This is a genomic window from Pseudomonas sp. ZS1P83 (genome assembly GCF_054897825.1).
Map to the genome: position 1 here is coordinate 2,445,168 of NZ_CM142706.1, position 24,049 is coordinate 2,469,216.

21 protein-coding genes and 3 pseudogenes are annotated in these 24,049 nt (G+C 57.8%); 16 read left to right on the forward strand and 8 right to left on the reverse strand.

Annotated features, from left to right (window positions below):
• Positions 1-77 precede the first annotated feature (77 nt).
• The 4 genes from ACYZT0_RS11765 to ACYZT0_RS11780 are packed head-to-tail and all read right to left on the reverse strand — an operon-like array spanning position 78 to position 6,167.
• Entirely contained in the window at positions 78-1,259 is a 1,182-nt protein-coding gene (locus ACYZT0_RS11765; protein WP_462045971.1) for a hybrid sensor histidine kinase/response regulator, read from the reverse strand.
• Positions 1,253-1,846 (reverse strand): chemotaxis protein CheB, encoded by a 594-nt coding sequence (locus ACYZT0_RS11770; RefSeq protein ID WP_462045972.1) that lies wholly within the window; start codon positions 1,844-1,846, stop codon positions 1,253-1,255. The genes ACYZT0_RS11765 and ACYZT0_RS11770 overlap by 7 nt, the downstream gene beginning before the upstream one ends.
• Positions 1,843-2,676: a CheR family methyltransferase gene (locus tag ACYZT0_RS11775; RefSeq protein WP_462045973.1), complete on the reverse strand. Its 834-nt coding sequence runs from the start codon at positions 2,674-2,676 to the stop codon at positions 1,843-1,845. The genes ACYZT0_RS11770 and ACYZT0_RS11775 overlap by 4 nt, the downstream gene beginning before the upstream one ends.
• Positions 2,676-6,167 carry a response regulator gene (locus ACYZT0_RS11780; protein WP_462045974.1) on the reverse strand — a complete coding sequence of 1,164 codons (3,492 nt, stop codon included), beginning with the start codon at positions 6,165-6,167 and terminating at the stop codon, positions 2,676-2,678. The genes ACYZT0_RS11775 and ACYZT0_RS11780 overlap by 1 nt, the downstream gene beginning before the upstream one ends.
• 258 nt (positions 6,168-6,425) lie before the next feature.
• Here ACYZT0_RS11780 and ACYZT0_RS11785 point away from each other — a divergent pair, with 258 nt between their 5' ends.
• The 11 genes and pseudogenes from ACYZT0_RS11785 (at position 6,426) to ACYZT0_RS11835 (ending at position 18,795) form a co-directional block, all read left to right on the forward strand.
• On the forward strand, positions 6,426-6,785 hold the full coding sequence (locus ACYZT0_RS11785; RefSeq protein ID WP_462045975.1) for a response regulator: 360 nt from the start codon (positions 6,426-6,428) through the stop codon (positions 6,783-6,785).
• 63 nt (positions 6,786-6,848) lie between these two features.
• A complete protein-coding gene (locus ACYZT0_RS11790; protein ID WP_462045976.1) occupies positions 6,849-8,144 on the forward strand; it encodes a glycosyltransferase in 1,296 nt (431 codons plus the stop codon).
• Between the two features lie 138 nt (positions 8,145-8,282).
• Positions 8,283-9,147: pseudogene (locus ACYZT0_RS11795) on the forward strand (phospholipase).
• Between the two features lie 85 nt (positions 9,148-9,232).
• Positions 9,233-10,138: a helix-turn-helix domain-containing protein gene (locus tag ACYZT0_RS11800; RefSeq protein ID WP_462045977.1), complete on the forward strand. Its 906-nt coding sequence runs from the start codon at positions 9,233-9,235 to the stop codon at positions 10,136-10,138.
• A 229-nt stretch (positions 10,139-10,367) separates the two neighbouring features.
• Positions 10,368-11,678 (forward strand): ABC transporter substrate-binding protein, encoded by a 1,311-nt coding sequence (locus ACYZT0_RS11805; RefSeq protein WP_462045978.1) that lies wholly within the window; start codon positions 10,368-10,370, stop codon positions 11,676-11,678.
• Positions 11,679-11,821: 143 nt separating this feature from the next.
• A complete protein-coding gene (locus tag ACYZT0_RS11810) occupies positions 11,822-12,748 on the forward strand; it encodes a carbohydrate ABC transporter permease (protein WP_462045979.1) in 927 nt (308 codons plus the stop codon).
• A 10-nt stretch (positions 12,749-12,758) separates the two neighbouring features.
• Positions 12,759-13,589, forward strand: coding sequence for a carbohydrate ABC transporter permease (locus ACYZT0_RS11815; RefSeq protein ID WP_449645483.1), 831 nt, complete (start codon positions 12,759-12,761; stop codon positions 13,587-13,589).
• Positions 13,590-13,621: 32 nt separating this feature from the next.
• A complete protein-coding gene (locus ACYZT0_RS11820) occupies positions 13,622-14,725 on the forward strand; it encodes an ABC transporter ATP-binding protein (protein ID WP_462045980.1) in 1,104 nt (367 codons plus the stop codon).
• A gap of 16 nt (positions 14,726-14,741) precedes the next feature.
• Entirely contained in the window at positions 14,742-16,214 is a 1,473-nt protein-coding gene (locus ACYZT0_RS11825; RefSeq protein WP_462045981.1) for a mannitol dehydrogenase family protein, read from the forward strand.
• Positions 16,215-16,346: 132 nt separating this feature from the next.
• Positions 16,347-17,843, forward strand: a complete 1,497-nt coding sequence (gene xylB, locus ACYZT0_RS11830; protein ID WP_462045982.1) for a xylulokinase — start codon at positions 16,347-16,349, stop codon at positions 17,841-17,843.
• A 13-nt stretch (positions 17,844-17,856) separates the two neighbouring features.
• Positions 17,857-18,795, forward strand: coding sequence for a carbohydrate kinase family protein (locus tag ACYZT0_RS11835; protein ID WP_462045983.1), 939 nt, complete (start codon positions 17,857-17,859; stop codon positions 18,793-18,795).
• A gap of 66 nt (positions 18,796-18,861) precedes the next feature.
• Here the strand turns inward: ACYZT0_RS11835 and ACYZT0_RS11840 are convergent, their stop codons facing one another.
• Entirely contained in the window at positions 18,862-19,158 is a 297-nt protein-coding gene (locus ACYZT0_RS11840; RefSeq protein WP_282379343.1) for a hypothetical protein, read from the reverse strand.
• A 508-nt stretch (positions 19,159-19,666) separates the two neighbouring features.
• Here ACYZT0_RS11840 and ACYZT0_RS11845 point away from each other — a divergent pair.
• Positions 19,667-19,933: a DUF2790 domain-containing protein gene (locus ACYZT0_RS11845; RefSeq protein WP_462045984.1), complete on the forward strand. Its 267-nt coding sequence runs from the start codon at positions 19,667-19,669 to the stop codon at positions 19,931-19,933.
• Positions 19,934-20,024: 91 nt separating this feature from the next.
• Positions 20,025-20,420 (forward strand): hypothetical protein, encoded by a 396-nt coding sequence (locus tag ACYZT0_RS11850; protein WP_462045985.1) that lies wholly within the window; start codon positions 20,025-20,027, stop codon positions 20,418-20,420.
• Here the strand turns inward: ACYZT0_RS11850 and ACYZT0_RS11855 are convergent.
• Positions 20,417-20,686: a DUF1652 domain-containing protein gene (locus tag ACYZT0_RS11855; protein WP_462045986.1), complete on the reverse strand. Its 270-nt coding sequence runs from the start codon at positions 20,684-20,686 to the stop codon at positions 20,417-20,419. The genes ACYZT0_RS11850 and ACYZT0_RS11855 overlap by 4 nt on opposite strands.
• A gap of 361 nt (positions 20,687-21,047) precedes the next feature.
• Between ACYZT0_RS11855 and ACYZT0_RS11860 the strand changes: the two are divergent.
• Both ACYZT0_RS11860 and ACYZT0_RS11865 read left to right on the forward strand, forming a co-directional pair.
• Positions 21,048-21,212: pseudogene (locus ACYZT0_RS11860) on the forward strand (ecotin family protein); the annotation flags it as partial.
• A gap of 20 nt (positions 21,213-21,232) precedes the next feature.
• Positions 21,233-21,538 (forward strand): NIPSNAP family protein, encoded by a 306-nt coding sequence (locus ACYZT0_RS11865; RefSeq protein ID WP_462045987.1) that lies wholly within the window; start codon positions 21,233-21,235, stop codon positions 21,536-21,538.
• Between the two features lie 24 nt (positions 21,539-21,562).
• On the opposite strand, the pseudogene ilvA reads toward ACYZT0_RS11865, so the two are convergent.
• Positions 21,563-22,558 (reverse strand): annotated as a pseudogene (gene ilvA / locus ACYZT0_RS11870) (threonine ammonia-lyase, biosynthetic); the annotation flags it as partial.
• Positions 22,559-22,806: 248 nt separating this feature from the next.
• On the opposite strand from ilvA, the gene ACYZT0_RS11875 reads away from it, so the two are divergent.
• Entirely contained in the window at positions 22,807-23,139 is a 333-nt protein-coding gene (locus tag ACYZT0_RS11875; RefSeq protein WP_462045988.1) for a DUF2834 domain-containing protein, read from the forward strand.
• Here ACYZT0_RS11875 and ACYZT0_RS11880 read toward each other — a convergent pair.
• Positions 23,120-24,043, reverse strand: coding sequence for a magnesium transporter CorA family protein (locus tag ACYZT0_RS11880; protein WP_462045989.1), 924 nt, complete (start codon positions 24,041-24,043; stop codon positions 23,120-23,122). The two genes, ACYZT0_RS11875 and ACYZT0_RS11880, sit on opposite strands and share 20 nt — an antisense overlap.
• Positions 24,044-24,049 lie beyond the last annotated feature (6 nt).

Sequence of the window (24,049 nt, forward strand, 5' to 3'; positions counted from 1 at the left end):
GGGAAGCCTTTGTTCGGTCAATAGCTGCTGATACGACCGTGGGGTCGATCAGAGGTTGCGTTTATCGGGCTGTTTTCCTACAGCGGCAGACAAACGCGAAACAAGGCGCCTTCGCCAATCCGGCTTTCGACGTTAATGAAACCGCCATGGGCGGCCACAATCTGCTCGGAAATAAACAATCCAAGGCCCAATCCCGCGACAGCGTGTTTGGCCGTGACTCGTTCGAACTGCTGGAAAATACGCTTCTGGTTCTCTTCGCTGATGCCGATCCCAAGATCGCGCACGTCCACTCGAGCCTGACCGCTCTCACTGTACACCTTAACGGTGATCGGACTCTTGGCGCCGTATCGTAGAGCATTGGTCATCAGGTTGGAGATCACCTGTTCAATGCGAAATTCGTCCCAGTTGCCTACCACCGGTTGCTCGGCGTCGAGCGTTACCGAGCACTCGGCAGCATCGATTTGCGGGGCGAAGTTCTGCAACAAGCCGCGAACCAGCGCCGACAGATCGAAGCGCGTCGGTCGGATCGACAACTTGCCGGTACGAATTCGCGACACATCGAGCATGTCTTCGATCAGGCGAATCAGGCTTTTGATCTGCCGCTCGTCGCGATCGACCATCGCGTGCATTTTGTCCAGAGCGAACGCCGCGGCGTTATCCCGGGCCAGGTGCATCTTGCGCAACTGGGTTTCGAGAATCAGGCCATTGAGCGGCGTGCGGACTTCATGAGCAACGATGGACATGAAGTCATCGCGCATGCGCACCGCTTGCTCCAGTTCCAGCTGGGTACTTTGTAACTGCTTGAGCAGCGCTTCCTGCTCACGGCGACTCTGCTCCAGCTCTTCGACCTGCTGTTTCATCGCCTTGCTTTGGCGAAACAGTTCGACGAACACGTTGACCTTGCTCTTGACCGCGTGGATATCCAGCGGCTTGTAGAGAAAATCCACGGCGCCGCTTTCGTAGCCCTTGAACGCGTAGTTCAGCTCACGACCGGCTGCACTGACGAACACGATCGGGATGTTCTTGGTCTTTTCCGTGCCGCGCATCAGTTCGGCCAGCTCGAAGCCGTTCATCCCGGGCATCTGCACATCGAGAATGGCCATGGCGAATTCGTGTTGCAGCAACAGCGACAAGGCTTCGTCGGCGGACAAGGCTTTGTAGACGATACGGTCTTCGCGCCTGATCAGCGCTTCGAGCGCCAACAGATTCTCCGGCAGATCGTCGACGATCAGCAGTTTGGCTTGGATAGTACTTAACATGCGATTCGTTCCAGCTCGACAAGCAGACGGCCGATGCCGCGTAAAGGAAGGATGTGGTCTGGCAGGTGCATATCCAGTGCAGCTTGGGGCATGGTTGCAACCTGAGCTTCGTCCGGGTCCTGGACGATGGTCATGCCGCCACAGTATTTGACCTGGGCCAGACCGCTGGCGCCATCGCGGTTGGCGCCGGTCAACAACACCGCGGCCAGGGCTGAACCGTACGCATCGGCGGCCGACTCGAACAGATAGTCGATGGCCGGTCGCGAATAATGCACGCGGGCTTCCAGACTCAAGGAAAAACTGCGGTCCTGTTCCACCGACAAGTGGTAACCCGGAGACGCAAAATAGAGCGTTCCAGCGCTCACCAGCGTCTTGTCGCAGGCTTCCCGTACAGGCATGGAGACTCGCCGGGCGAACACTTCGGCCAGCTGGCTGCGACGCTCGCCAGGGAGGTGCAGAACCACGATGATCGGCAGCGTGAAGCCTTCTCGCAGTGGGCTGAGAATATTCAGCAGCGCCTCTACACCGCCGGCCGAGGCGCCGATCACGATAGCCTCTATAGAAGGCAAATCCGCTGCACTGTTCATGATTTGCGGTAAATCCGTTCTTGTTTGACCAACGGTTCGAACTGGTTCCCGTAGGCAGAAAAGTCCGGTGTTTCCTTGCTGCCCAGCACCAGGAATCCACGATGGCAAAGGGATTCATGGAACAATCCGAAAGCACGATCCTGAAGCTTTTTATTGAAATAAATCAAAACATTACGACACGAAATTAATTGAGTTTCTGAAAAGACACTGTCGGTCGCCAGGCTGTGATCGGCGAAGGTCACGTTCTCACACAGCGTCTTGTCGAAAATGGCGTAACCGTAGGCCGCCGTGTAGTAGTCGGCGAACGAACGCTTGCCACCTGCCTGCTGGTAGTTATGAGTGTAGGCACGGACATTCTCCATGGAGAAAATCCCTTGCTTGGCTTTTTCCAGCGAGCGCGGATTGATGTCGGTGGCGTAGATGATGGTGCGATCGAGCAAGCCTTCTTCACGCAGCAGAATGGCCATCGAATAGACCTCTTCACCCGTGCTGCAACCGGCGATCCAGATCTTGATCGAGGGGTAAGTCTTGAGCATTGGCACCACTTCCTGACGGATCGCCAGGAAATGCGAAGGGTCACGAAACATTTCACTGACCGGGATCGTCAGCAATTGCAGCAATTGCATGAACGCCGTCGGGTCGTGCAGGACCTTTTCCTGCAACGCCGAAATGGTATTGCACTCGAACTGACTCAACGCGTGATTGACCCGACGCTTGATCGAAGCGCCGGAGTAGTCGCGAAAGTCATAGCTGTATTTGAGGTAGATCGCCTCGATCAACAAGCGCAATTCGATTTCGCTATTTCGCTCCACTGAATAAATGCGTTCCACTAAATGCGTTCCATCTTCGGTAACCAAACGCGAATCAGCGAGAACAGGCGATCCAGGTCGATGGGCTTGGCCAGGTAATCATTGGAGCCCGCTTGCAGGCAGCGCTCCTGATCGTCCTTCATGGCCTTGGCCGTCACCGCAATGATCGGCAGCTTGCGCCAGCGCGGATCCTTGCGGATCTCGAGGGTGGCTTCGTAGCCATCCATCTCCGGCATCATCACGTCCATCAACACCAGATCGATGTCCTCGACTTCATTCAGCTTTTCAATCGCTTCACGGCCGTTTCGACCGATGACCACGACTGCACCCTTTTGCTCCAGGGCACTGGTGAGGGCGAAGATGTTGCGTACATCGTCGTCCACCAGCAGCACCTTGCGACCCTCGAAAACCTTATCGCGGCTGCGCGCGGTCTTGAGCATCCTCTGCCGGTCATGGGACAACCTGGATTCGACTTTGTGCAAAAAGAGTGTCACCTCATCCAGCAAACGCTCGGGCGAGCGCGCACCCTTGATGATGATCGAGCGTGAGTACTTGCGCAGGTCGGCCTCTTCGTCCCGGGTCAGGTTGCGCCCGGTGTAGACGATCACCGGTGGGAACGAGCAGATATCTTCGGTGGACATGCGCTTGAGCAGGTCGTTGCCGAGCATGTCCGGCAGCTTCAAGTCGATGATCATGCAGTCGAAAATCGTCGTTCGCAGCAGGTTCAGGGCATCTTGTGCCAGGCCAACGGCAGTGATCTCGACATCATCATCGCCGATCAGCCGTGCAATGCTTTCGCGCTGCAAATCATCGTCTTCGACCAGCAGGATGCGTTTGACTTTCTGGGTCAGCTTGGCTTCAAGGCGGGCAAACACGTCCTTGAGTTCTTCGCGAGTGGTCGGCTTGACCGCATACCCGATGGCGCCCATGTGCATCGCGGCCTCGACCCGGTCTTCCACCGAAATCACATGCACTGGAATGTGCCGGGTTTCAGCGCGTTCCTTCAGGCGTTGCAACACGGTCAACCCGGAATGATCCGGCAGACGCATGTCCAGCAGAATGGCGTCGGGGATGAACGCTGTGGCCAGGTCGTAGCCTTCGTCGGCACCGTGGGCCACCAGGCACTGATAACCCAGTTCATGCGCCAGGTCGTAAAGGATGTGCGCAAAGTTCGGCTCGTCTTCCACCACCAGAATGCACCGAGTGGCGAAAGGCGCCTTGGTGCGATCGTCGTCGAAACGCGGGATATCAACGTCGGCAATCAGCGGCACAAGCGCGGCAGTCGGCATTCTCGGCGCAATGGCAACCGGCGTGGCTCTCATCGGTTCGACAGGCTCTTCGCCGGGTTCAACGTATTGCTGCGGCAAAACCAGCGTGAACACACTGCCCTGCCCAGGCTCGCTGGTGACACTGATGGAACCGCCCAGCAAGGCGGCCAAGTCACGGGAAATCGACAAGCCCAGACCGGTGCCGCCGTAACGGCGATTGGTGGTGCCATCGGCCTGGCGGAAGGCTTCAAAAATGCTTTCCTGCTGATCCCCGGCAATGCCAATCCCCGAATCTCGAATGATGAAAGCGATACCGTCGGCGGGCTGGCTGGCGACTGTCAGGCTGACGGTGCCTTTTTCGGTGAATTTCACCGCGTTGGACAGCAGGTTCTTGATGACCTGCTCCAGGCGCTGGCGGTCGGTGAAGATCATCATCGGCGCGCCGGCCTGCACCTCGACCTGAAAATCCAGTTTCTTGTCGGCAGCCAATGGCTGGAACATCCCGCGCAAGCCATCCACCAGACGAGCGACACTGGTGTTCTCCGGTCGTATCTCAAGCTTGCCGGCCTCGACCTTGGAAATGTCGAGAATGTCGTTGATCAAGTTGAGCAGATCATTGCCGGCAGAGTAGATCGACTCGGCAAACTTGACCTGCTCGGCGCTGAGGTTTTCCTGAGGGTTTTCCGCTAGCAACTTGGCCAGGATCAATGAGCTGTTTAGCGGCGTGCGCAACTCGTGGGACATGTTGGCGAGAAATTCAGACTTGTACTTGCTCGATCGCTGCAACTCTTCGGCGCGTTCTTCGAGCTGGGTCTGGGCCTGATTGAGCTCGGTGTTCTTCAGGTCCATCGCGTCGCGCTGCTCGGCCAGGATCCCGGCCTGCTCGGCGAGCTGTTCATTGGTTTGTTCAAGCTCTACCTGCTGGGTTTCCAGATGCGCCTGGGACTCCTTGAGAATCCGCGACTGCTCCTCCAGCTCTTCGTTGGCGGTCTTGAGTTCTTCCTGCTGAACTTGCAGCTCTTCATTAAGCTGCTGGGTTTCGGCCAGCACTTCTTGTAAGCGCTGGCGATAGCGAGCGGCCTCAATGGAAGTGCCGATGTTGCCAGCAATCAGTTCAAGCAATTCGACATCGCGGTCAGTCAGCGGGCGCAAGAAGCCCAGTTCGATCACACCGTTGACCCGATCGTCGTCACTGGTCGGCACGACCAGCACGCTATGCGGCAGACCTTCGCCCAGGCCGGAGCTGACCTTGAAGTAATCACTCGGTACGTCATCGAGACGGATCAAGCGAGCCTGGCTCGCTACTTGGCCGACAATGCCTTCATCGCTGTAAATCTGCTGCTCAAGTGCTTCCTGCTCGCGGGAGAAACCGTAGGATGCAATGCGTTTGAGGCTACCGTGTTCTTCACGAACATAAATAGCCGCCACGGCCGTGCCGAGGTACTGCGCACAAAATTGCAAAATGTTGCGGCCCAGCAGATTAAGCGACAGTTGCCCCAGCACTTGCTCGGCCAGCTCGGTTTGACCATTGCGCAGCCAGGCCTGCTGTTCCAGACGCTGGGCGCTGGCCTGTTGCGTGGTGAGGCTGGCGCTGTAACTTTGCGAAAGGTTGAGCAAATCCCGACGGCCAATGTAGGCCAGCAATGCGCTGATACCGGCGATGAACAACAGATAAAGGCTGATGCTCCAGATCGTGGTGCGGCGTACTTCCTCGTTGCGCGTAGTGCGCAACTGCTGCTCCAGGTCGATCAAATCTTCGAATTGCTTGCGGATCTCATCGGTCAGCCGCTTGCCGCGCCCGGCCTTGACCGCGCCGCGGTAATCGCCGCTGGCGCGTTGCAAATCGATCATTGTTGTTGCGTAAGTGGCCCACTCATCCTGCAAGGCCTGGAGTCGGTGCAGGCGGTCGGTCTGCACCGGGTTGTCCGCAGTCAGTTCGAGCAACGTCTTGAGGGAGACAGTGATTCGCGGCTTGGCCGTCTCGTAAGGTTCAAGGAACTGCTCGTTGCCTGTGAGCAGGAAGCCGCGCATACCGGTTTCCAGATCGACGGTCAGCTTGATCGTTTCATTGGCGTTATTGATCACCCGGTCGGTGTGCTCGACCCACTGGATCACCGACAACAGGTAAGTGATCAGCGAGACAAAGAACACCGCACTGAGTACGCCGACACCCAACGGCAGGCTGACGTTGCGGCTCAGGAGTTTACGGAATCGTTGCTCATCAACCGAAGACGCGGATGTCATAGGGGTGCCTTGTCGAGCTGTTGAAAACTACGGAGTTTGCCCCAAAAGTGGCACATTGATCCAATTTCCTGACACCTTCTCGCGCAAAATCCTACATTCCACTGCTCCGGCGCGATGGAGCGGTTATCCTTGCCGGCACGTGAGCGGCTATTCTTTTTTCTACCGCGTGGGAACTTGTCGGTTCCGTCACTTACTCAAGCAAGAGCCCGGCGATTTCGATCGGCCGACAATGCTAATTCAACCTTTGAGAACCCCACTATGTCCTCCAACGCGTCCATCATCCTTGTAGTCGAAGACGATGCCATCGTGCGCATGCTGATCGTCGACGTGCTGGAGGAGCTGGAGTTCGAGGTGCTCGAGGCCGATGGCAGTGAAATGGCGCTGGAATTTCTCAACGATGAAGACCAGTACATCGATTTGATGATGACCGACGTCGGCTTGCCGGTGATGGACGGCCGTGAACTGGCCACTCAGGCCCGGGCGTTGCGCCCTGAACTGCCGATCCTGTTCGCCAGCGGCTATGCCGAAAGCATTGATGTGCCTGCTGACATGCAGGTGATCGGCAAGCCGTTTTCCATTGATCAGCTGCGCGACAAGGTCAAAGGCATGCTTGCCTGAGACTGCTATCTTCGCGTCCCCGTTTTCTCCCCCTGCCTTCTACGCACCAAGGAATACCCGTTCATGACTCAGCCCCACGCAACCAAAGTCCTGGTTATTGGTTACGTTTGGCCCGAGCCCCGCTCTTCTGCGGCCGGCGGGCACATGATGCAAATTCTCGAGACTTTTTTGCAGCAGGGCTGGGACATTACATTCAGTAGCCCGGCCGGCACAGGTGAACACCGGGCAGATCTCGGCGCCTTGGGCATTCGCGAAATCCCGATCGAATTGAACAACAGCAGTTTCGACACCTTTATCAGCGAACTGGCCCCGGATATCGTTCTGTTCGATCAGTTCATGATGGAAGAACAGTTCGGCTGGCGCGTTGAAAAATACTGCCCCGCTGCCTTGCGCGTGCTTGAGACCTCCGATCTGCGAAGCCTGCGAGATGCCCGCCATCAACGCCTCAAGGAGCGTTTAAAGGCCAGCGCCGACGCCAATGACTTCAATGAATTGTTCGCCCCGGCGTTGCGTGAAGAGTTTGAGCACATGGCCGAGACCGATCTGGCCAAACGGGAAATCGCAGCGATTTATCGTTGCGACTTGAATCTGATGATCTCCGAAGTGGAGATCGAATTGCTGGTCGAGCAATTCAACCTGCCGCGTAACTTGCTGCACTGGTGTCCACTCATGGTCGATCTACCGAGCGTTCCGCCGGCGGCGTTTGAAAACCGGGCGCATTTTCTCAGTATTGGAAACTTTCGCCATGCGCCAAACTGGGATGCGGTGCTCTGGATGAAAACCGCGATCTGGCCGCTGATCCGCGAACAACTGCCCAATGCCCAGTTGCACCTTTACGGCGCTTACACACCGCCCAAGGCGACTGCATTGCACAACCCGAGCCAGGGATTTCATGTAATGAACTGGGCGCAAGATGCATTAGAAGTCATGTCTGGCGCGCGGATTTGTCTGGCGCCTCTACGTTTCGGTGCCGGTATCAAAGGCAAGATTGTCGACGCCATGTTGTGTGGCACACCCACGATCACAACGCCCATCGGCGCCGAAGCAATGCACGGCGAACATCTCTGGCCCGGCGCCGTGGCCCGGACAGCACAGGCGTTCGCCGATTGCGCGGTTCGGCTGTACAAGGATGAAGCACTTTGGACCGACGCCCAATCCCTGGGACTGACGTTGCTGGCCGATCGTTATCGACAGTCTGTACATGGCCCGGCATTGATTGAAAAGTTGCTGCACTGCCAACAACGCTTGGCACAACTTAGAAGCGATAACTTTACCGGCAGCATGTTGCGTCATCACCACCACAAAAGTACGCAATACATGGCGCAATGGATTGAAGCTAAAAATCGAAACCCGTTATAGAACTCGCACCCCTATAAACATCCTGCATTACCCCTATTATTGACCAGGCCCAACACCTTCCCTCTCAATACCCGGCAGCACTAAAGCCACGTTCAGCACCACTAACTTATTGTATAAATCAATGCAAGGATGCATTAAATGGACAACATTGTTCAGAATAATTACACGCTTAATAACTGGATGGCAGGCACTCCGGCGATTGATACATTGTCGCTCTGTGAGTTGACGCTGCCGGGCACCCATAACGCAGGCAGCGACTGGAAAGCGTCCTGGCCGCTGATTCCAGGAGCCCACTGGCTAGCGTGTCAGCACGACTCGTTTTATGCCCAACTGCGCCACGGCTCTCGTGCGTTCGATATTCGATTAATTTACGAAGCCGACGCGCAGGGACTCGGGAAATTCCGCCTTCATCACGACGGTTACCGCAATTCTCGTTCCTTGGGTAATCTTGCAACCGACGTGGAAAGGTTCCTTCAGGAGAACCCCAATGAATTCATCATCTTGGACTTTCACACATTGGAGGGTGATAAGTTTGATTTCGCTTACTTCAACGACATGATGATTCGTTTCCGGGCGATCGCGCCATTCCAACCAACAACGTGTCGCTGAGTCTCCGCCAACTCAAACAAATCAGTTCTGTACAAAGAGTGTTAATCGCAACTTCTTGGCGCAGGGAGCTTGATCAAAACGTATTCCTCGAGCTGATCGTGCACAAATGGTCTGGCAACGGCATCACCAGTGTCGCCGAATTGGAAAAGCACATCATTAAGGTGCTAAAAAACCCGCCAGGCACATGGGCACCGTGGTCACTATCCGCCACCAGTTACAGCGCTCTCGGCGGCCCCGTGGACATTCATGAGGCGCTTGATTCGTGGTTGACCCGACTAAAAGCGACTGGGCGACAAAGTGCAACATTATCAACGTCGACTTCATTGAAGAGAGCCAAATTGTTTCATATTGCCGAACCGCGAACCTGAGCAAAGCCATCAAGCGAGTCGGCTAATCAAGGGCGAAAGCCGTGGCAGGCTGGCACAGCAGGCGCCAAAGGAGGCATGATCCGATAGCGATAACAAGAAAAGCGCCCTGATATGACTCGAACAGCCCGCGTGACAGACCCCTCCTACGAATTGATGGACGACCACAACGGGTTGTCCATCATCTATCGTCAGCACGGTTTTCCCTGCCCGTTGGTGCGCTGGCATTTTCACAAGGAATACGAGCTGCACCTGATCGTCGCCAGCTCCGGCAAAGTGTTCATCGGCGACTACATCGGTAACTTCTATCCTGAAACGCTTTTCCTCACCGGTCCCAACCTGCCACACAACTGGATCAGCCAGGTGGCCGAAGACGAAGTAGTGCCCAAACGCGACATGCTGGTCAACTTCACGGACGAGTTGTTCGACAGCGGCCACTTGGTGTTCGCCGAGCTCAAGACCCTTGCGCCGCTGTTGGAGCGCGCCCAGTACGGCATCGAGTTTCGCTGCAAGCACACCATTCGCCAGGCCATGACCTTGATGCAGCGTATCGCCGACACCAAAGGCGTAACCCGCCTCGGGCACTTTTTCATTCTGTTGGAGTTGCTGGCCGCCTCTGACGACTATCAGCTGCTGTCCGGGGCCACGACGCCGCACTTGGCCGACGAGCACAACATCGATCGCATTAACCGGGCGGTGGATTACATCTTTGCTCATTACGCCCGGGACCTGCCGCTGGAGGAAGTCGCCGAGCACCTGGGCATGAAGCCGACTTATTTCAGTCGAGTGTTCAAGCAGGCCACCGGCCGCTGCTTCATCGAGTTCGTCAATCGCCTGCGCATCAGCAAATCGTGCGAGCTGCTGGCCGATGGCAACAAACCGGTGACCGACGTGTGTTTCGAGTCGGGCTTCAACAATATTTCCAACTTCAATCGGCGTTTTCAGCAGCTCAAGGGCATGACGCCGTCGCACTACCGGCGGTTGGCCGTGCAGCGGTTGACTGAGCAGAACCTGGGTTAAACGCCTGAAAACCTATACGGATTCCATAGGGATTAACCGCTGAAAAAGCCGTTCCCTGCACTTCTCCCTCCAAACACCAGTGCAAAAAAGTATCGATTGAAGTGCAATGGATGATTTGTCACGTCATCAATAGAAGGCTGTAATCAGTGCACATTCTTCCCTCCGCAGGAAGACACAAAAACAATAACTGTCCTTCTGTAACCCGCGGGGTGCAGAAAAGGAGTGCACGATGCAACCTTCTGTAAAAGCTCTGCTTGCCCTCACCTGCATGACCCTTAGCAGCGTTAGCCTCGGCGCCCAAACCCTGACCATCGCCACCGTCAACAACAGCGACATGATCCGCATGCAAAAACTCTCGAAAACCTTCGAGACCGAGCATCCGGACATCAAGCTCAATTGGGTGGTGCTGGAAGAAAATGTCTTGCGCCAACGCCTGACCACTGACATTGCCACTCAGGGCGGACAGTTCGATGTGCTGACCATCGGCATGTACGAAGCCGCACTCTGGGGTGCCAAGGGTTGGCTGGAGCCGATGAAGGACTTGCCGGCCAGCTACGCCCTCGACGACGTGTTCCCGTCGGTGCGTGAAGGCCTGTCGGTCAAGGGTTCGCTGTATGCCTTGCCGTTCTACGCCGAAAGCTCCATCACCTATTACCGCACCGATCTGTTCAAGGATGCCGGGATGACCATGCCCGAGCACCCGACCTGGACCCAGATCAGCGAATTCGCCAGCAAACTCACTAATAAGGATAAAGAACAGTACGGCATCTGCCTGCGCGGCAAGGCCGGCTGGGGCGAGAACATGGCGCTGATCACCACCGTCGCCAATGCCTATGGTGCGCGCTGGTTCGATGAGAAGTGGCAACCGGAATTCACCGGCCCCGAGTGGAAAAACGCGCTGAACTTCTACGTCAAGACCATGAAAGACTCGGGTCCACCCGGCGCCTCCAGCAACGGTTTCAACGAAAACCTGGCGCTGTTCAACAGCGGCAAGTGCGCGATCTGGGTCGATGCCAGCGTCGCCGGGTCCTTTGTCACCGACAAGACCCAAAGCAAGGTCAGCGATCACGTCGGCTTCACCTACGCACCGCACGAGACCACCGACAAGGGCTCAGCCTGGTTGTATTCCTGGGCGCTGGCGATTCCGACCAGTTCCAAGGCCAAGGACGCCGCGAAAACCTTCAGCGCCTGGGCCACGTCCAAGGAATATGGAGCGTTGGTCGCAGAGAAAGACGGCATTGCCAACGTACCGCCAGGAACCCGCGCTTCGACGTACAGCGATGAATACATGAAGGCTGCGCCGTTCGCCAAGGTGACCCTTGAGTCGCTGAAAGCGGCGGACCCGAGCAAACCGACCCTCAAACCCGTGCCCTATATCGGCATCCAGTTGGTGACCATTGCGGAGTTCCAGGCGGTGGGTACCCAGGTCGGAAAATTGTTCTCGGCAGCGCTGATCGGCCAGACCACGGTCGACCAGGCCCTGACCGCTGCCCAGCAAACCACCGAACGTGAAATGAAGCGCGCCGGTTATCCCAAGTAACCCGGCACTACCTGTAGGAGCGAGGCTTGCCCGCGAAAGCATTCTGTCAGTCGATAAAGATGGTGAATCTGACGGCCTCTTCGCGGGCAAGCCTCGCTCCTACAGTTGATCTTCATCTACCTGTTCTCAATCGGTTTAACGCCATGAATACTTCAACTGCCAACGCTCACATGGACATTCCCCAACCGGTGCGTAAAAGCCGGTTGGCCAACCCCGGCTGGTTTCTGGTCAGCCCCTCGGTGGCGTTGTTGCTGCTGTGGATGATCGTGCCGCTGGGCATGACCGTTTATTTCTCGCTGATCCGCTACAACCTGCTCTACCCCGGTGAGAACCAGTTCGTCGGGCTGGAGAACTTCAGCTACTTCCTCAGCGACTCGGGGTTTCTGCCCGGCGCCACCAACACCTTGTTGCTGGTCGGCAGCGTGCTGTTGATCAGTGTGGTGTTCGGGGTGCTGATCAGTGCGCTGCTGGAGGCCAGTGAGTTTCTCGGTCGCGGCATCGTGCGGGTGATGCTGATCTCGCCGTTTTTCATCATGCCTACCGTCGGCGCGCTGATCTGGAAGAACCTGATCTTCCACCCGGTGTCGGGGATCCTCGCCTACGTCTGGAAGCTGTTCGGCGCGCAGCCGGTGGACTGGCTGGCGCATTACCCGCTGCTGTCGATCATCATCATTGTCTCCTGGCAATGGCTGCCCTTTGCGATCCTGATCCTGATGACCGCCATGCAGTCCCTCGACCAGGAACAGAAGGAAGCCGCGCGCCTGGACGGTGCCGGCCCGATCGCGATTTTCTGGCACCTGACCCTGCCGCACCTGGCGCGGCCGATTGCGGTGGTGGTGATGATCGAAACCATCTTCCTGCTCTCGGTGTTCGCCGAAATCTTCACCACCACCAACGGCGGCCCCGGCTACGCCTCGACCAACCTCGCCTACCTGATCTACAACCAGGCGCTGGTGCAGTTCGACGTCGGCATGGCGTCCGCCGGCGGCTTGATCGCGGTGGTGATCGCCAACATCGCGGCCATCGTGCTGGTGCGCATGATCGGCAAAAACCTGACAGACAAAGCCTGAGGCCTGCGCCATGACCCTTCAACAATCCCGCCGTCTGCAAAGCCTGCTGCTCGGCACCCTGGCCTGGGCCATCGCGATCCTGATCTTCTTCCCGATCTTCTGGATGGTGATGACCAGTTTCAAAACCGAAATCGACGCGTTCGCCACGCCGCCGCAGTTCATCTTCACGCCGACGCTGGAGAACTACCTGCACATCAACGAGCGCAGCGATTACTTCAGCTTCGCCTGGAACTCGGTGGTGATTTCCTTCAGCGCCACGGCCCTGTGCCTGCTGATCGCGGTGCCGGCGGCGTACTCGATGGCGTTCTACGAAACCCAGCGCACCAAAGGCACGCTGCTGTGGATGCTCTCGACCAAGATGCTGCCACCGGTGGGCGTGCTGATGCCGATCTACCTGCTGGCCAAGAGTTTGGGCCTGCTCGACACGCGCATCGCCTTGATCGTGATCTACACGCTGATCAACCTGCCGATCGTGGTCTGGATGATTTACACCTACTTCAAAGACATCCCCAAAGACATCCTCGAAGCCGCACGCCTCGACGGCGCCACGCTGTGGCAGGAAATGGTCCGGGTGCTGCTGCCGATCGCCAAGGGTGGCCTGGCTTCCACGGTTTTGCTGTCGCTGATCCTGTGCTGGAACGAGGCGTTCTGGTCACTGAATTTGACCTCGTCGAAAGCCGCGCCACTGACCGCGTTGATCGCCTCCTACTCAAGTCCCGAAGGTCTGTTCTGGGCCAAGTTGTCGGCGGTGTCGACGCTGGCCTGCGCGCCGATCCTGATCTTCGGCTGGATCAGCCAGAAACAATTGGTCCGAGGCCTGTCGTTCGGCGCCGTGAAATAGCCCTCAAGCATAAGCACAAAAGGAGCGCCACCATGGCCAACCTGAAAATCAAGAATCTGCAAAAAGGCTTCGAAGGTTTTTCCATCATCAAAGGCATTGACCTGGAAGTGAACGACAAAGAATTCGTAGTGTTCGTCGGCCCGTCGGGCTGCGGCAAATCCACGTTGCTGCGACTGATCGCCGGCCTGGAAGAAGTCAGCGGCGGCACCATCGAACTCGATGGCCGCGACATCACCGAAGTCAGCCCGGCCAAGCGCGACCTGGCGATGGTGTTCCAGACTTACGCCCTGTACCCGCATATGAGCGTGCGCAAAAACATGTCGTTTGCCCTCGACCTGGCCGGCGTGCCAAAAGCCGAAGTCGAGAAGAAAGTCGGCGAAGCGGCGCGCATCCTTGAACTCGGGCCGATGCTGGAGCGCAAGCCGAAGCAACTCTCGGGCGGTCAACGTCAGCGCGTGGCCATCGGCCGCGCCATCGTGCGCAATCCGAAAATCTTCCTGTTTGATGAACCGCTGTCCAACCTCGACGCCGCCCTGCGGGTGCAGATGCGTCTGGAACTGTTGCGCCTGCACAAGGAACTGCAAGCCACGATGATCTATGTGACCCACGACCAGGTCGAAGCCATGACCATGGCCGACAAAGTGGTCGTGCTCAATGGCGGCAAAGTCGAACAAGTCGGCTCGCCGCTGGATTTGTATCACCAGCCCGCCAACCTGTTTGTTGCCGGGTTCCTAGGCACGCCGAAAATGGGCTTCCTCAAGGGCAAAGTCACCCGCATCGACAACCAGAGCTGCGAAGTGCTGCTGGACGCCGGCACCCGCATCACGTTGCCACTGAGCGGTGTCAACCTGAGCATCGGTGGCGCGGTCACCCTGGGCATTCGCCCGGAACACCTGAATCTTGCGCGAACCGGCGACTGCACCTTGCAGGTCACGGCGGACGTCAGCGAACGGCTGGGCAGCGACACCTTCTGCCACGTGGTGACCTCGTCCGGTGAGGCGCTGACCCTGCGCGTTCGCGGCGATCTGGCCAGCCGTTATGGCGAGACGCTGAGCCTGCACCTGGACGCCGAACACTGCCATTTATTCGATGCCGACGGCGTGGCGCTGACCCGCCCGTTGCGCGTTGCCGCCTGATTTCAGAGAGCATGTGATGAAACTCAATAAACAGAACCTCAACCGCCTCGCCCCTGAGGTAGCCCTGCCCGCCTACACCCTGAGCGACACCCGCCAAGGCATCGCGCACATCGGCGTCGGCGGGTTCCACCGGGCGCATCAGGCGTATTACACCGATGCGTTGATGAATACCGGCGAAGGCCTGGACTGGGCCATCTGCGGTGTCGGCCTGCGCGCCGAAGACCGCCGCGCCCAACACGATCTCAAAGAGCAGGATTACCTCTTCACCCTGTTCGAGCTGGGCGATACCGACGACACCGAAGTCCGGGTGATCGGCGCGATTCGCGACATGCTGCTGGCCGAAGACGGCGCGGCAGCGCTGATCGACAAACTCGCCAGCCCCGAGATCCGTATCGTTTCGCTGACCATCACCGAGGGCGGCTACTGCATCGACGACAGCAACGGCGAGTTCATGGCCCAGCTGCCGCAGATCCAGCACGACCTGGCACACCCGGACGCGCCGAAAACCGTGTTCGGTTTTCTCTGCGCCGCGTTGGCCAAACGCCGTGCAGAAGGCACGCCTGCGTTCACCTTGATGTCCTGCGATAACCTGCCGCACAACGGCGCGATCACCCGTAAAGCGTTGCTTGCGTTTGCCGCCCTGCGCGATGCCGATCTGCGGGACTGGATCGCCAGCAATGTCAGTTTTCCGAACGCGATGGTCGACCGCATCACGCCGATGACCAGCACTGAACATCGCCTGCAACTGGCCGACAAACATGCGCTCGACGATGCCTGGCCGGTGGTCTGCGAACCCTTCGTGCAATGGGTGCTGGAAGACAAGTTCGTCAATGGCCGGCCGGCGTGGGAAAAGGTTGGCGTGCAGTTCACCGACGACGTCACGCCTTACGAAGAGATGAAGATCAAACTGCTTAACGGCAGTCACTTGGCACTCACTTATCTGGGGTTTTTGAAGGGTTACCGCTTCGTTCACGAAACCATGAATGACCCGCTGTTCGTGCGCTACATGCGTGCCTACATGGACCTGGACGTGACCCCACAACTGTCACCCGTGCCGGGGATTGACCTGACCGAGTACAAGAACACCCTGGTGGCGCGCTTCTCCAATCAGGCGATTGCCGATCAGCTGGAGCGCGTGTGTTCGGACGGTTCGTCGAAGTTTCCGAAGTTCACCGTGCCGACGATCAATCGATTGATTGCTGATGGGCAGGAGGCCAAACGTGCGGCCTTGGTAGTAGCGGCTTGGGCCCTGTATTTGAAGGGCGTGGACGAGAATGGCGATACCTACGCGATTCCTGATCCGCGCGCGGAGTTCTGTCAGGCGCTGGTGGCGGATGATGCGTTGATTACGCAGCGGTTGCTGGAGGTTGAAGAGATCTTTGGCAAGGAGATCCCGTCCGCGCCGGAGTTTGTGGCGGCGTTTGAGTGGTGCTGCAACAGCTTGCGGGATGTTGGGGTGACGCGGACGTTGGAGCGGGTGTTGGCCTAGATTTGATCGTTCCCACGCTCTGCGTGGGAATGCCTCAATGGACGCTCTGCGTCCGCTTTTGAATGGGACGCGGAGCGTCCCGGGCTGCATTCCCACGCAGAGCGTGGGAACGATCTTCGGCAGGGTCATTACATGACAAACCAACAACTATTCCTCGGCATCGACTGCGGCACCCAAGGCACCAAAGCTATCGTCCTCGACGCCATCAGCGGTCAGGTGCTGGGCCAGGGGGCCGCCGCCCACACCTTGAGCAGCGGCGCCAACGGCCGCCGCGAGCAAGACACCTGCCAATGGCTGGAAGCCTTTGCGCTTGCCACCCGCCGTGCATTGCTCGCGGCGAAGGTCGACGGCCAGGACATCCGCGGCATCGGCGTTTCCGGCCAGCAACATGGGCTGGTGCTGCTCGACGACCAAGGTCAGGTGCTACGCCCGGCCAAGCTTTGGTGTGACACCGAATCCACCCCGGATAACGACCGTCTGCTTGCCCATCTGGGGGGCGAAAAAGGCTCGCTGGAACGCCTCGGCGTCGTGATCGCGCCGGGCTACACCGTGTCCAAACTGCTCTGGACCAAAGAACACCATCCGCAGATTTTCGCTCGCATCGCCCGCATCCTGCTGCCCCATGACTACCTCAACTATTGGCTCACCGGGCGCAGTTGCAGTGAGTACGGCGACGCCTCGGGCACCGGGTATTTCAACGTGCGCACCCGCCAGTGGGACCTGCAACTACTGCGCGACATCGACTCCACCGGGCGCCTGCAAGCCGCGCTGCCGGAGTTGATCGATGCCCATCAAGCGGTCGGTACGATCCTGCCCAGTATCGCCGAGCACATGGGCATCAACCCGCAGGCGCTGGTGTCCAGCGGCGGTGGCGACAACATGATGGGCGCGATCGGCACCGGCAACATAAAACCAGGCGCTATCACCATGAGCCTCGGTTCTTCGGGGACGGTGTACGCCTATGCTGATCAACCGACCGTCAGTCCGGACGCTTCAGTCGCAACGTTCTGCTCCTCAAGTGGCGGCTGGCTGCCGCTGATCTGCACCATGAACCTGACCAATGCCACCGGTGTGATCCGCGAGTTGTTCGAGCTCAATATCGAGCAGTTCAACGCCCTCGTTGAGCAAGCGCCAATCGGTGCCGAAGGCGTGTGCATGCTGCCGTTCCTCAACGGCGAGCGTGTCCCCGCCCTGCCCCATGCCACCGGCAGCCTGCTGGGGTTGACGATGACCAACCTGACTCAGGCCAACCTGTGCCGCGCGGTGGTGGAAGGCACGACCTTCGGGTTGCGTTATGGACTGGACCTGCTGCGCCAGAATGGCTTACAAAGCCTGCGCATCTGCCTGATTGGCGGTGGCTCGAAAAGCCCGGTGTGGCGGCAGATCGTCGCCGACATCATGAACGCCCCGGTGATCTGCACCGAACAAAGCGAAGCCGCAGCCCTCGGCGCGGCGATTCAGGCGGCGTGGTGCAAGTCCTGGGCAAACGGGCATGAACACAGCCTGGCGGATCTTTGCGAGCGTTGCGTCAAGCTCGACCCGGCCAGCGAAACCTTGCCGATCGCAGAGAATGTGGCGGCCTGTCAGCAGGCCTACGAACGCTATCAACAGCATGTCGCAACCCTTTAAAGAGTGAATAACTATGTACCTGGTGTGTGGCGAAGCGCTGTTCGATTTCTTCAGTGAAGAAGACGCCAGCGGCCTGGCTTCAAAAGTGAATTTCAAGGCGATTGCCGGTGGTTCGCCGTTCAACGTGGCGGTGGGTTTGCGCCGTTTGGGGGTGGAGGCTGCGCTGTTTGCCGGCCTGTCCACCGACTACCTCGGCCGGCGCTTGCTGCAGGTGTTGCAGGATGAAGGCGTGCGCCCGGATTTTCTGGTGGATTTCGCCGCGCCTACGACCCTGGCGATGGTGGCCGTCGGTGCCAATGGTTCACCTCATTACAGCTTCCGGGGCGAAGGCTGCGCGGATCGTCAGCTAAAAACCGAGCATCTGCCGGAACTGGGCCCTGAGGTGCGCGGCCTGCACGTTGGCTCGTTTTCGCTGGTTGTTCAGCCGATTGCTGACACGCTGCTGGCGCTGGTGCGGCAAGAAAGCGGCAAACGCTTGATCAGTCTTGATCCGAACGTACGGCTCAATCCTGAGCCGAATATCGACCTGTGGCGTTCGCGGGTTGCCACCTTGGTTGAGCTGGCCGACTTGATCAAAGTCAGCGATGAGGATTTGAGCCTGTTGTACCCCGAACAGGATCCGCAACGGGTGATTGAAGGCTGGCTGCAGCATCGCTGTCAGTTGGTGTTTCTGACCCGTGGTGGCGAGGGGGCGACGGTGTTCAGCAAGGGCCATGGTTCGTGGTCGGTGCCGGCGTGTTCGGTGAAGATTGCCGATACCGTGGGGGCTGGCGATACGTTTCAGGCGGCGCTGATTACCTGGCTGACGGAGCAGCAATTGGATTCGGTTGAGGGCGTGCAATCACTCGGCCGCGAGCAGATCGACGGGATGCTGAAGTTTGCGGTGCAGGCCGCGGCGCTGACCTGCAGCAAGACCGGGCCGGATTTGCCGTATCGTCATCAGCTAACCTGACTGATCATTTCCCCTCCCAGACAAGCCAGCTCCTCAGGAGCCTGGCTTGTTCGTTGAGGTATAGCGTCAGACCGGCGCCTTCCACCCCATCATCCGCTGCTGAGCAACCTTCAGCAAATCGCACCCATCCTGCGTCAGCAGATAAAGCGCATGCGTAATGTGTGGAATGTCTTGAACATCACCGTTCCTGAAACACTGGCAATGGAGCGTTTCAAGTAACTGGCTGGAGGCTCGGATGCGCTGTAAAGCGGCTTCGAGTATGTCTTGGGGATCGGCCTCTGTATCGATGACCATTGGGTTTGAGTCGGTAACGCTGCTTTTGATTGAGCGATAGCGATCGGGAAACGGATTTAGCGTAGGCATAGTAATTACTCGATGATTAGTCAATAACCGCCAGCACCGTGACCAAACGATGGGAGGCGGACTGTGTACAGGCTTGGTCAACCGATACCATCAAATCGGCTCGCCCGAAGGCGTCCCGCACACAGCCGCCATTGCAACGCACTACGAGGACATAGATGTCCGCAGCGCGAATGATGGCACACAAATGTGTGAAGGCATCAGGTGACCAAACCTGCTCGCTGATTTTGCAGCGAGGTCAAACAGTAAACGCTGGTGGTTGCTGGCGAAAGACGACAAAGCGCCCGAGCGTGTAGGACCGGGCCGAAGCTCCCTCAGTTTTTTTACCTACATGAATCCTCTGTCAGAAACCTCCTCACGACAGGCGGCATTCAGCGGGGTTAACCATCGCTTAACCCCGCGGTCCAAAACTTTACTGGACCGCACGCCTTCAGACTCTTCTGACGCCCAGTGCGGCAGGTTCGGCGCCTCACACGCCGAGCTGACTTTACGCCTGCACCGGAGACCCTTCATGAACATGGGCACCTTGCTGATAACCACCGCCCTCGCCTGCACCGCGTTCGCCGGACTGGCTCAGGCCAATGACACTCCAACCTCCCCAGCCGTGCCCTATCACTTTGGCATGCCGCTTCACGTGGGTAAGGTCGTTGCCCTGACTGAACCGAATACGCTGGATTGCAAAGTGGTAACGGCCGAGATGAAGTACATCGACACGTCGGGCAAACCTGCAGAAATCACCTACCGGAAGCTTTCCGACGCTTGCAGTTATCAAAACTGACTGAAAGGTCTGATTCAACACTTTGCGGTATTCCTGTGAGGGGTTCTGGCGCTATGCTTTGCGCCTCCCTCCACTGCCGCAAGGGTTCGCCATGCAGTTATCGTTTCGTACCTTGTCGACCTTCACGTCCATTCTGTGTTTTTTGCTGGCCCTGGTCTGGGGTTTGATGCCAGACGGGTTGCTGTCACTCTGGAGCCTCGAATACTCGTTGGCGGTAGGTGTCGTCGCGCGGCGCAGCGCGGTGCTGTTCGCGACATTGGGCGTGATGTTTTATCTGGTTCGAAACGAGCCGCCTTCGAGTACCCGCCATGCGTTGAGCAATGGCTTCATGGTCGGCTGTTGGGGGTTGGCAGCAGTGGGCTTCGGCGAATGGCTCAATGGCCATGCCGGTCCGGGCATATTGCTTGCGGTGGTGGTCGAACTGGCGCTGGGCCTGGCGTTTCTCCAGGCCAAGCGCGTGTCGGTAGAACTCGAAGCCGTGGGTTAAAGCGCTTTCCTGTCTGGATGCAGGGGCCGGGCATCGGCCTGATGCTGCATGTCAGAACGCAGTCCAGCAATTAGGTCATTGATTTCTCGACAACCATTTAGCCGTTTGGCATTTATTCCTGTCTTCATTAGATCGAGGTGATCGGTTTGACTATCGGAATACACCTTAACGGTCATCGACAGGTCCGGCGACAGCGTGCATTGACAACGTTTCGGCAGAAAACTGCTTTCAATGATATTGCGAAGTTCCAAGGCAGAAAGAAACATGGCGACCCTCTCCTTATTGTGAGACTGCCAATCAACTATCGACACTGACTCAATGAAATCCCCGGTCAGCTCAAGACCAACTACAGCATAAAACATGCCCGGAATTTCGCCCTGCAGCTCATCGGTAAATCAAAGATTTAGCGAAACTACCGCTAAATGGCCTCATGCAGTCTGCAAGAAAGGCCGGTTGTGCCCCTGCAATTTGCACCCCTGATGTTTGCATTCGCAGCTGACGGCAGTAAAAATGCGGCCAGGTAATCAGTATCTGCCGCCCCCACACACACGCAAGGAGGCATCATGGGTTCTTTGACCTTAATCACTACCGTTGGGCAGATTGTTGCTGAGCTATCGATCCGATGAGCCGGATGGCAAGAGCAAAAAGGACTTCGTGCCCGTGGTCGGTGACGGGCTCATGCTCCACTACAACAGCAAATTGCCGATCGTGCTCTACGTGCCTAAAGACGTCGGAGTCCGCTACCCGATAGGGTCGGCGTCGAGCAAGGTCGAGAAAGCCATCCAGGAATAACCCGCCACAGGAGCTCCATTTTGATTACCTGCCACGTCAAATATGTGATCGATCCCTATCAACTGAGCGAATTCGAAGCCTACGCCAAGGCCTGGCTCGGCATCGTCGAGCGTTTGGGCGGTACGCACCACGGGTACTTCCTGCCTTCGGAGGGCGCGAGCAATATCGCCTACTGCCTGTTCAGTTTTCCTTCGCTGGCGGACTACGAAAGCTACCGGCATATCGCGATGACTGACGCCGAAAGCGCCGCTCTGGTGGCTTCGCTGGTCGATAAGCAGTTTATCGTCAGTTATGAGCGGACCTTCTTGCGCCCGCTGCTGGCCTGACATCCCTTACACCGGGGCGCCGCTCAATGCGGCGCGTTCGGCCACATGCCGCAAACTATCAAAATTGATGTTCGCCCCCGAGTCAATGGCGACCAGGGTCTGACCTCGGCTACCGGTTTGCGCCACGTATTTTTTGATTCCGGCCACGGCCAATGCACCAGAAGGTTCGGTGATCGAGCGGGTATCGTCGTAGATGTTCTTGATGGCGGCGCAGAGTTCGTCGTTGCTCACTGTGATCACTTCATCGACGAAGAACCGGCAGACTTCGTAGCCATAAGCGCCGATCTGCGCCACTGCCACGCCATCGGCGAACGTTCCTACACTCGGCAGGACAACTCGCTCTCTGGCCTGCAATGCGGCATACAGACAGGCGGAATGTTCTGACTCGACGCCGATAATGCGGACCTCAGGTCGCAGGTATTTGACGTACGCCGCAATGCCAGCGATCAGGCCACCACCCCCCACCGGGACGAAGATCGCATCCAGCGGCCCTTGATGCTGACGCAGGATTTCCATGGCAACGGTGCCCTGCCCGGCGATCACGTCCGGGTCGTCGAAGGGCGAGACAAAGGTGCGACCGGTTTGCCGCGCCAGGCTCAGCGCATATTCCAGCGCAAACGGAAAACTCTCGCCGTACAGCACCGCATCGGCGCCCCGACTGCGCACACCGAGCACCTTCAATTCCGGCGTCGTGCACGGCATCACAATCGTTGCGGCGATCCCCAACTCACGCGCCGCCAGCGCCACGCCCTGGGCATGATTGCCCGCCGAAGCCGTGATCACCCCGCGCGCCTTTTGCTCATCGCTCAGTTGCACCAGTTTGTTGTAGGCACCGCGGATCTTGAAGGAAAAGGTCGGCTGCAAGTCTTCGCGCTTGAGCAGGATCTGATTGCCGAGCGCCTCGGACAGTGCTGGCGCCGATTGCAATGGCGTACGCACCGCGAGTTCATACACTGGCGCGGCAAGGATCTTTTTCACGTAATGCTCAAGCAAGGCCTGCTGGGCGGGGATGCTGCTCATGGTTGTCTCCTGACTTTGATCGGAGCCCAAGAGACTGAAAGTAAAAACCCGCCTCTAGGGCGGGTTGGGTGCTGCAATCGTGAGCTAGCCCGCCAAATAAGGGATGGCGGTAATAATGCTTGGCTGGCAGCGCAATACGGTGGAAGTCATGGCTGGAAATTAGCCGGGCGCTGATGGCAAGTCAATGGCCAATTTTCCTCGGCCTCTGTAGGCTGACGATTCTGCCCATCGTCCCAAGGAAGGAAACCATGAAGTCTATCGCCCTGCCCCTCATTGCCCTTATTGCCTTCGCGGGTTACACCGTTTCGGTGATGCTCCAGGCCGAACAGTCGTTGATCAATTTCGGCATCAGCCTGATGTCGCGACCTGATACTGCGCAGGTGGTGATTGATTTGTACCTGCTGGCGACATTAGCCGGCGTGTGGATGTACAAGGATGCACGTAAGCGTGGGCAGTCGGCGTTGTCGGTGATGTCCTACTGGCTGATCACAGCGATTTTTGTGTCCGTTGGGCCGTTGTTGTACCTCGTGGTCCGTGGCTTGCAGGATCGGAGAAAGGCCGTCACTTTGCCAACCGCCTGAGCCCGAGCACCATCACTCCAGCTCCAATCATCATCGCGGTCAGAAACAGCGGATATGAAACCCACCACGGCACGCCCGCCGTCATCATGCTGAACTCGGACATGCCGCCAATACTTGCAATCAGGTTCAGCGGCAGAAACACCACATTGATCAACGTCAGTTTGCGCAGCAGATTGTTCATGCTGTTGTTCATCAGGTTGCCCCGGGCGTCGATGAGGCCAGAGAACACCGTGGAGTAAATTTCCGCCTGTTTGTAGCACTGGTTGTTTTCGATGATCAGGTCGTCGATCAGCCCAATGGCTTCGGCACTGAAATGTTCCTTTGCGGCGTGATTGCGCAACCGGGTCAGGACCGCGCCGTTGCTGTGAATCGCGTTGATGTAATAGATCAGGCTTTCGCTGAGGTTGAACATCTGGATCAGGTGCTGGTTCTGCATCGACGCGTTGAACTTCTGCTGCAACTCCCGGGCAACCAGCTTGATCACCTTCAGGTGGCCCAAATAGTGATGGATGTTGTTGAACAGCAGGTCGAGCAACACATCCAGCGGCGTATTCAGCGGCTGCCGCATGCCGAGGCCACTGAGCGGCGAGTCGTCGGTGGCGATCACCAGCAAACGATGCTCGGAAAACAGCAAACCGCAGGATGACACTTCGAAGGCCAGGCTGCCGGCACCGGAATAGTTCTCCGGGCGTTTCCAGATCAGGAACAGGTTGTCGGGGTGAAACTCGATGCGTGACACCTCGTCGGGGTCCAGGGCCGAGGCCAGGGCATGTTCATCGACTTTGAAATGGCTGTGCAGCAAGTCCCGCTCGGCCGCATCGGGGTTGTTGAACAGCATCACTTCGGCGTCCAGCCGTTCGACCGCTTTCAGGGCGCCGTGAATCAGTTGAAAGCGCTTGATCATCCGCCG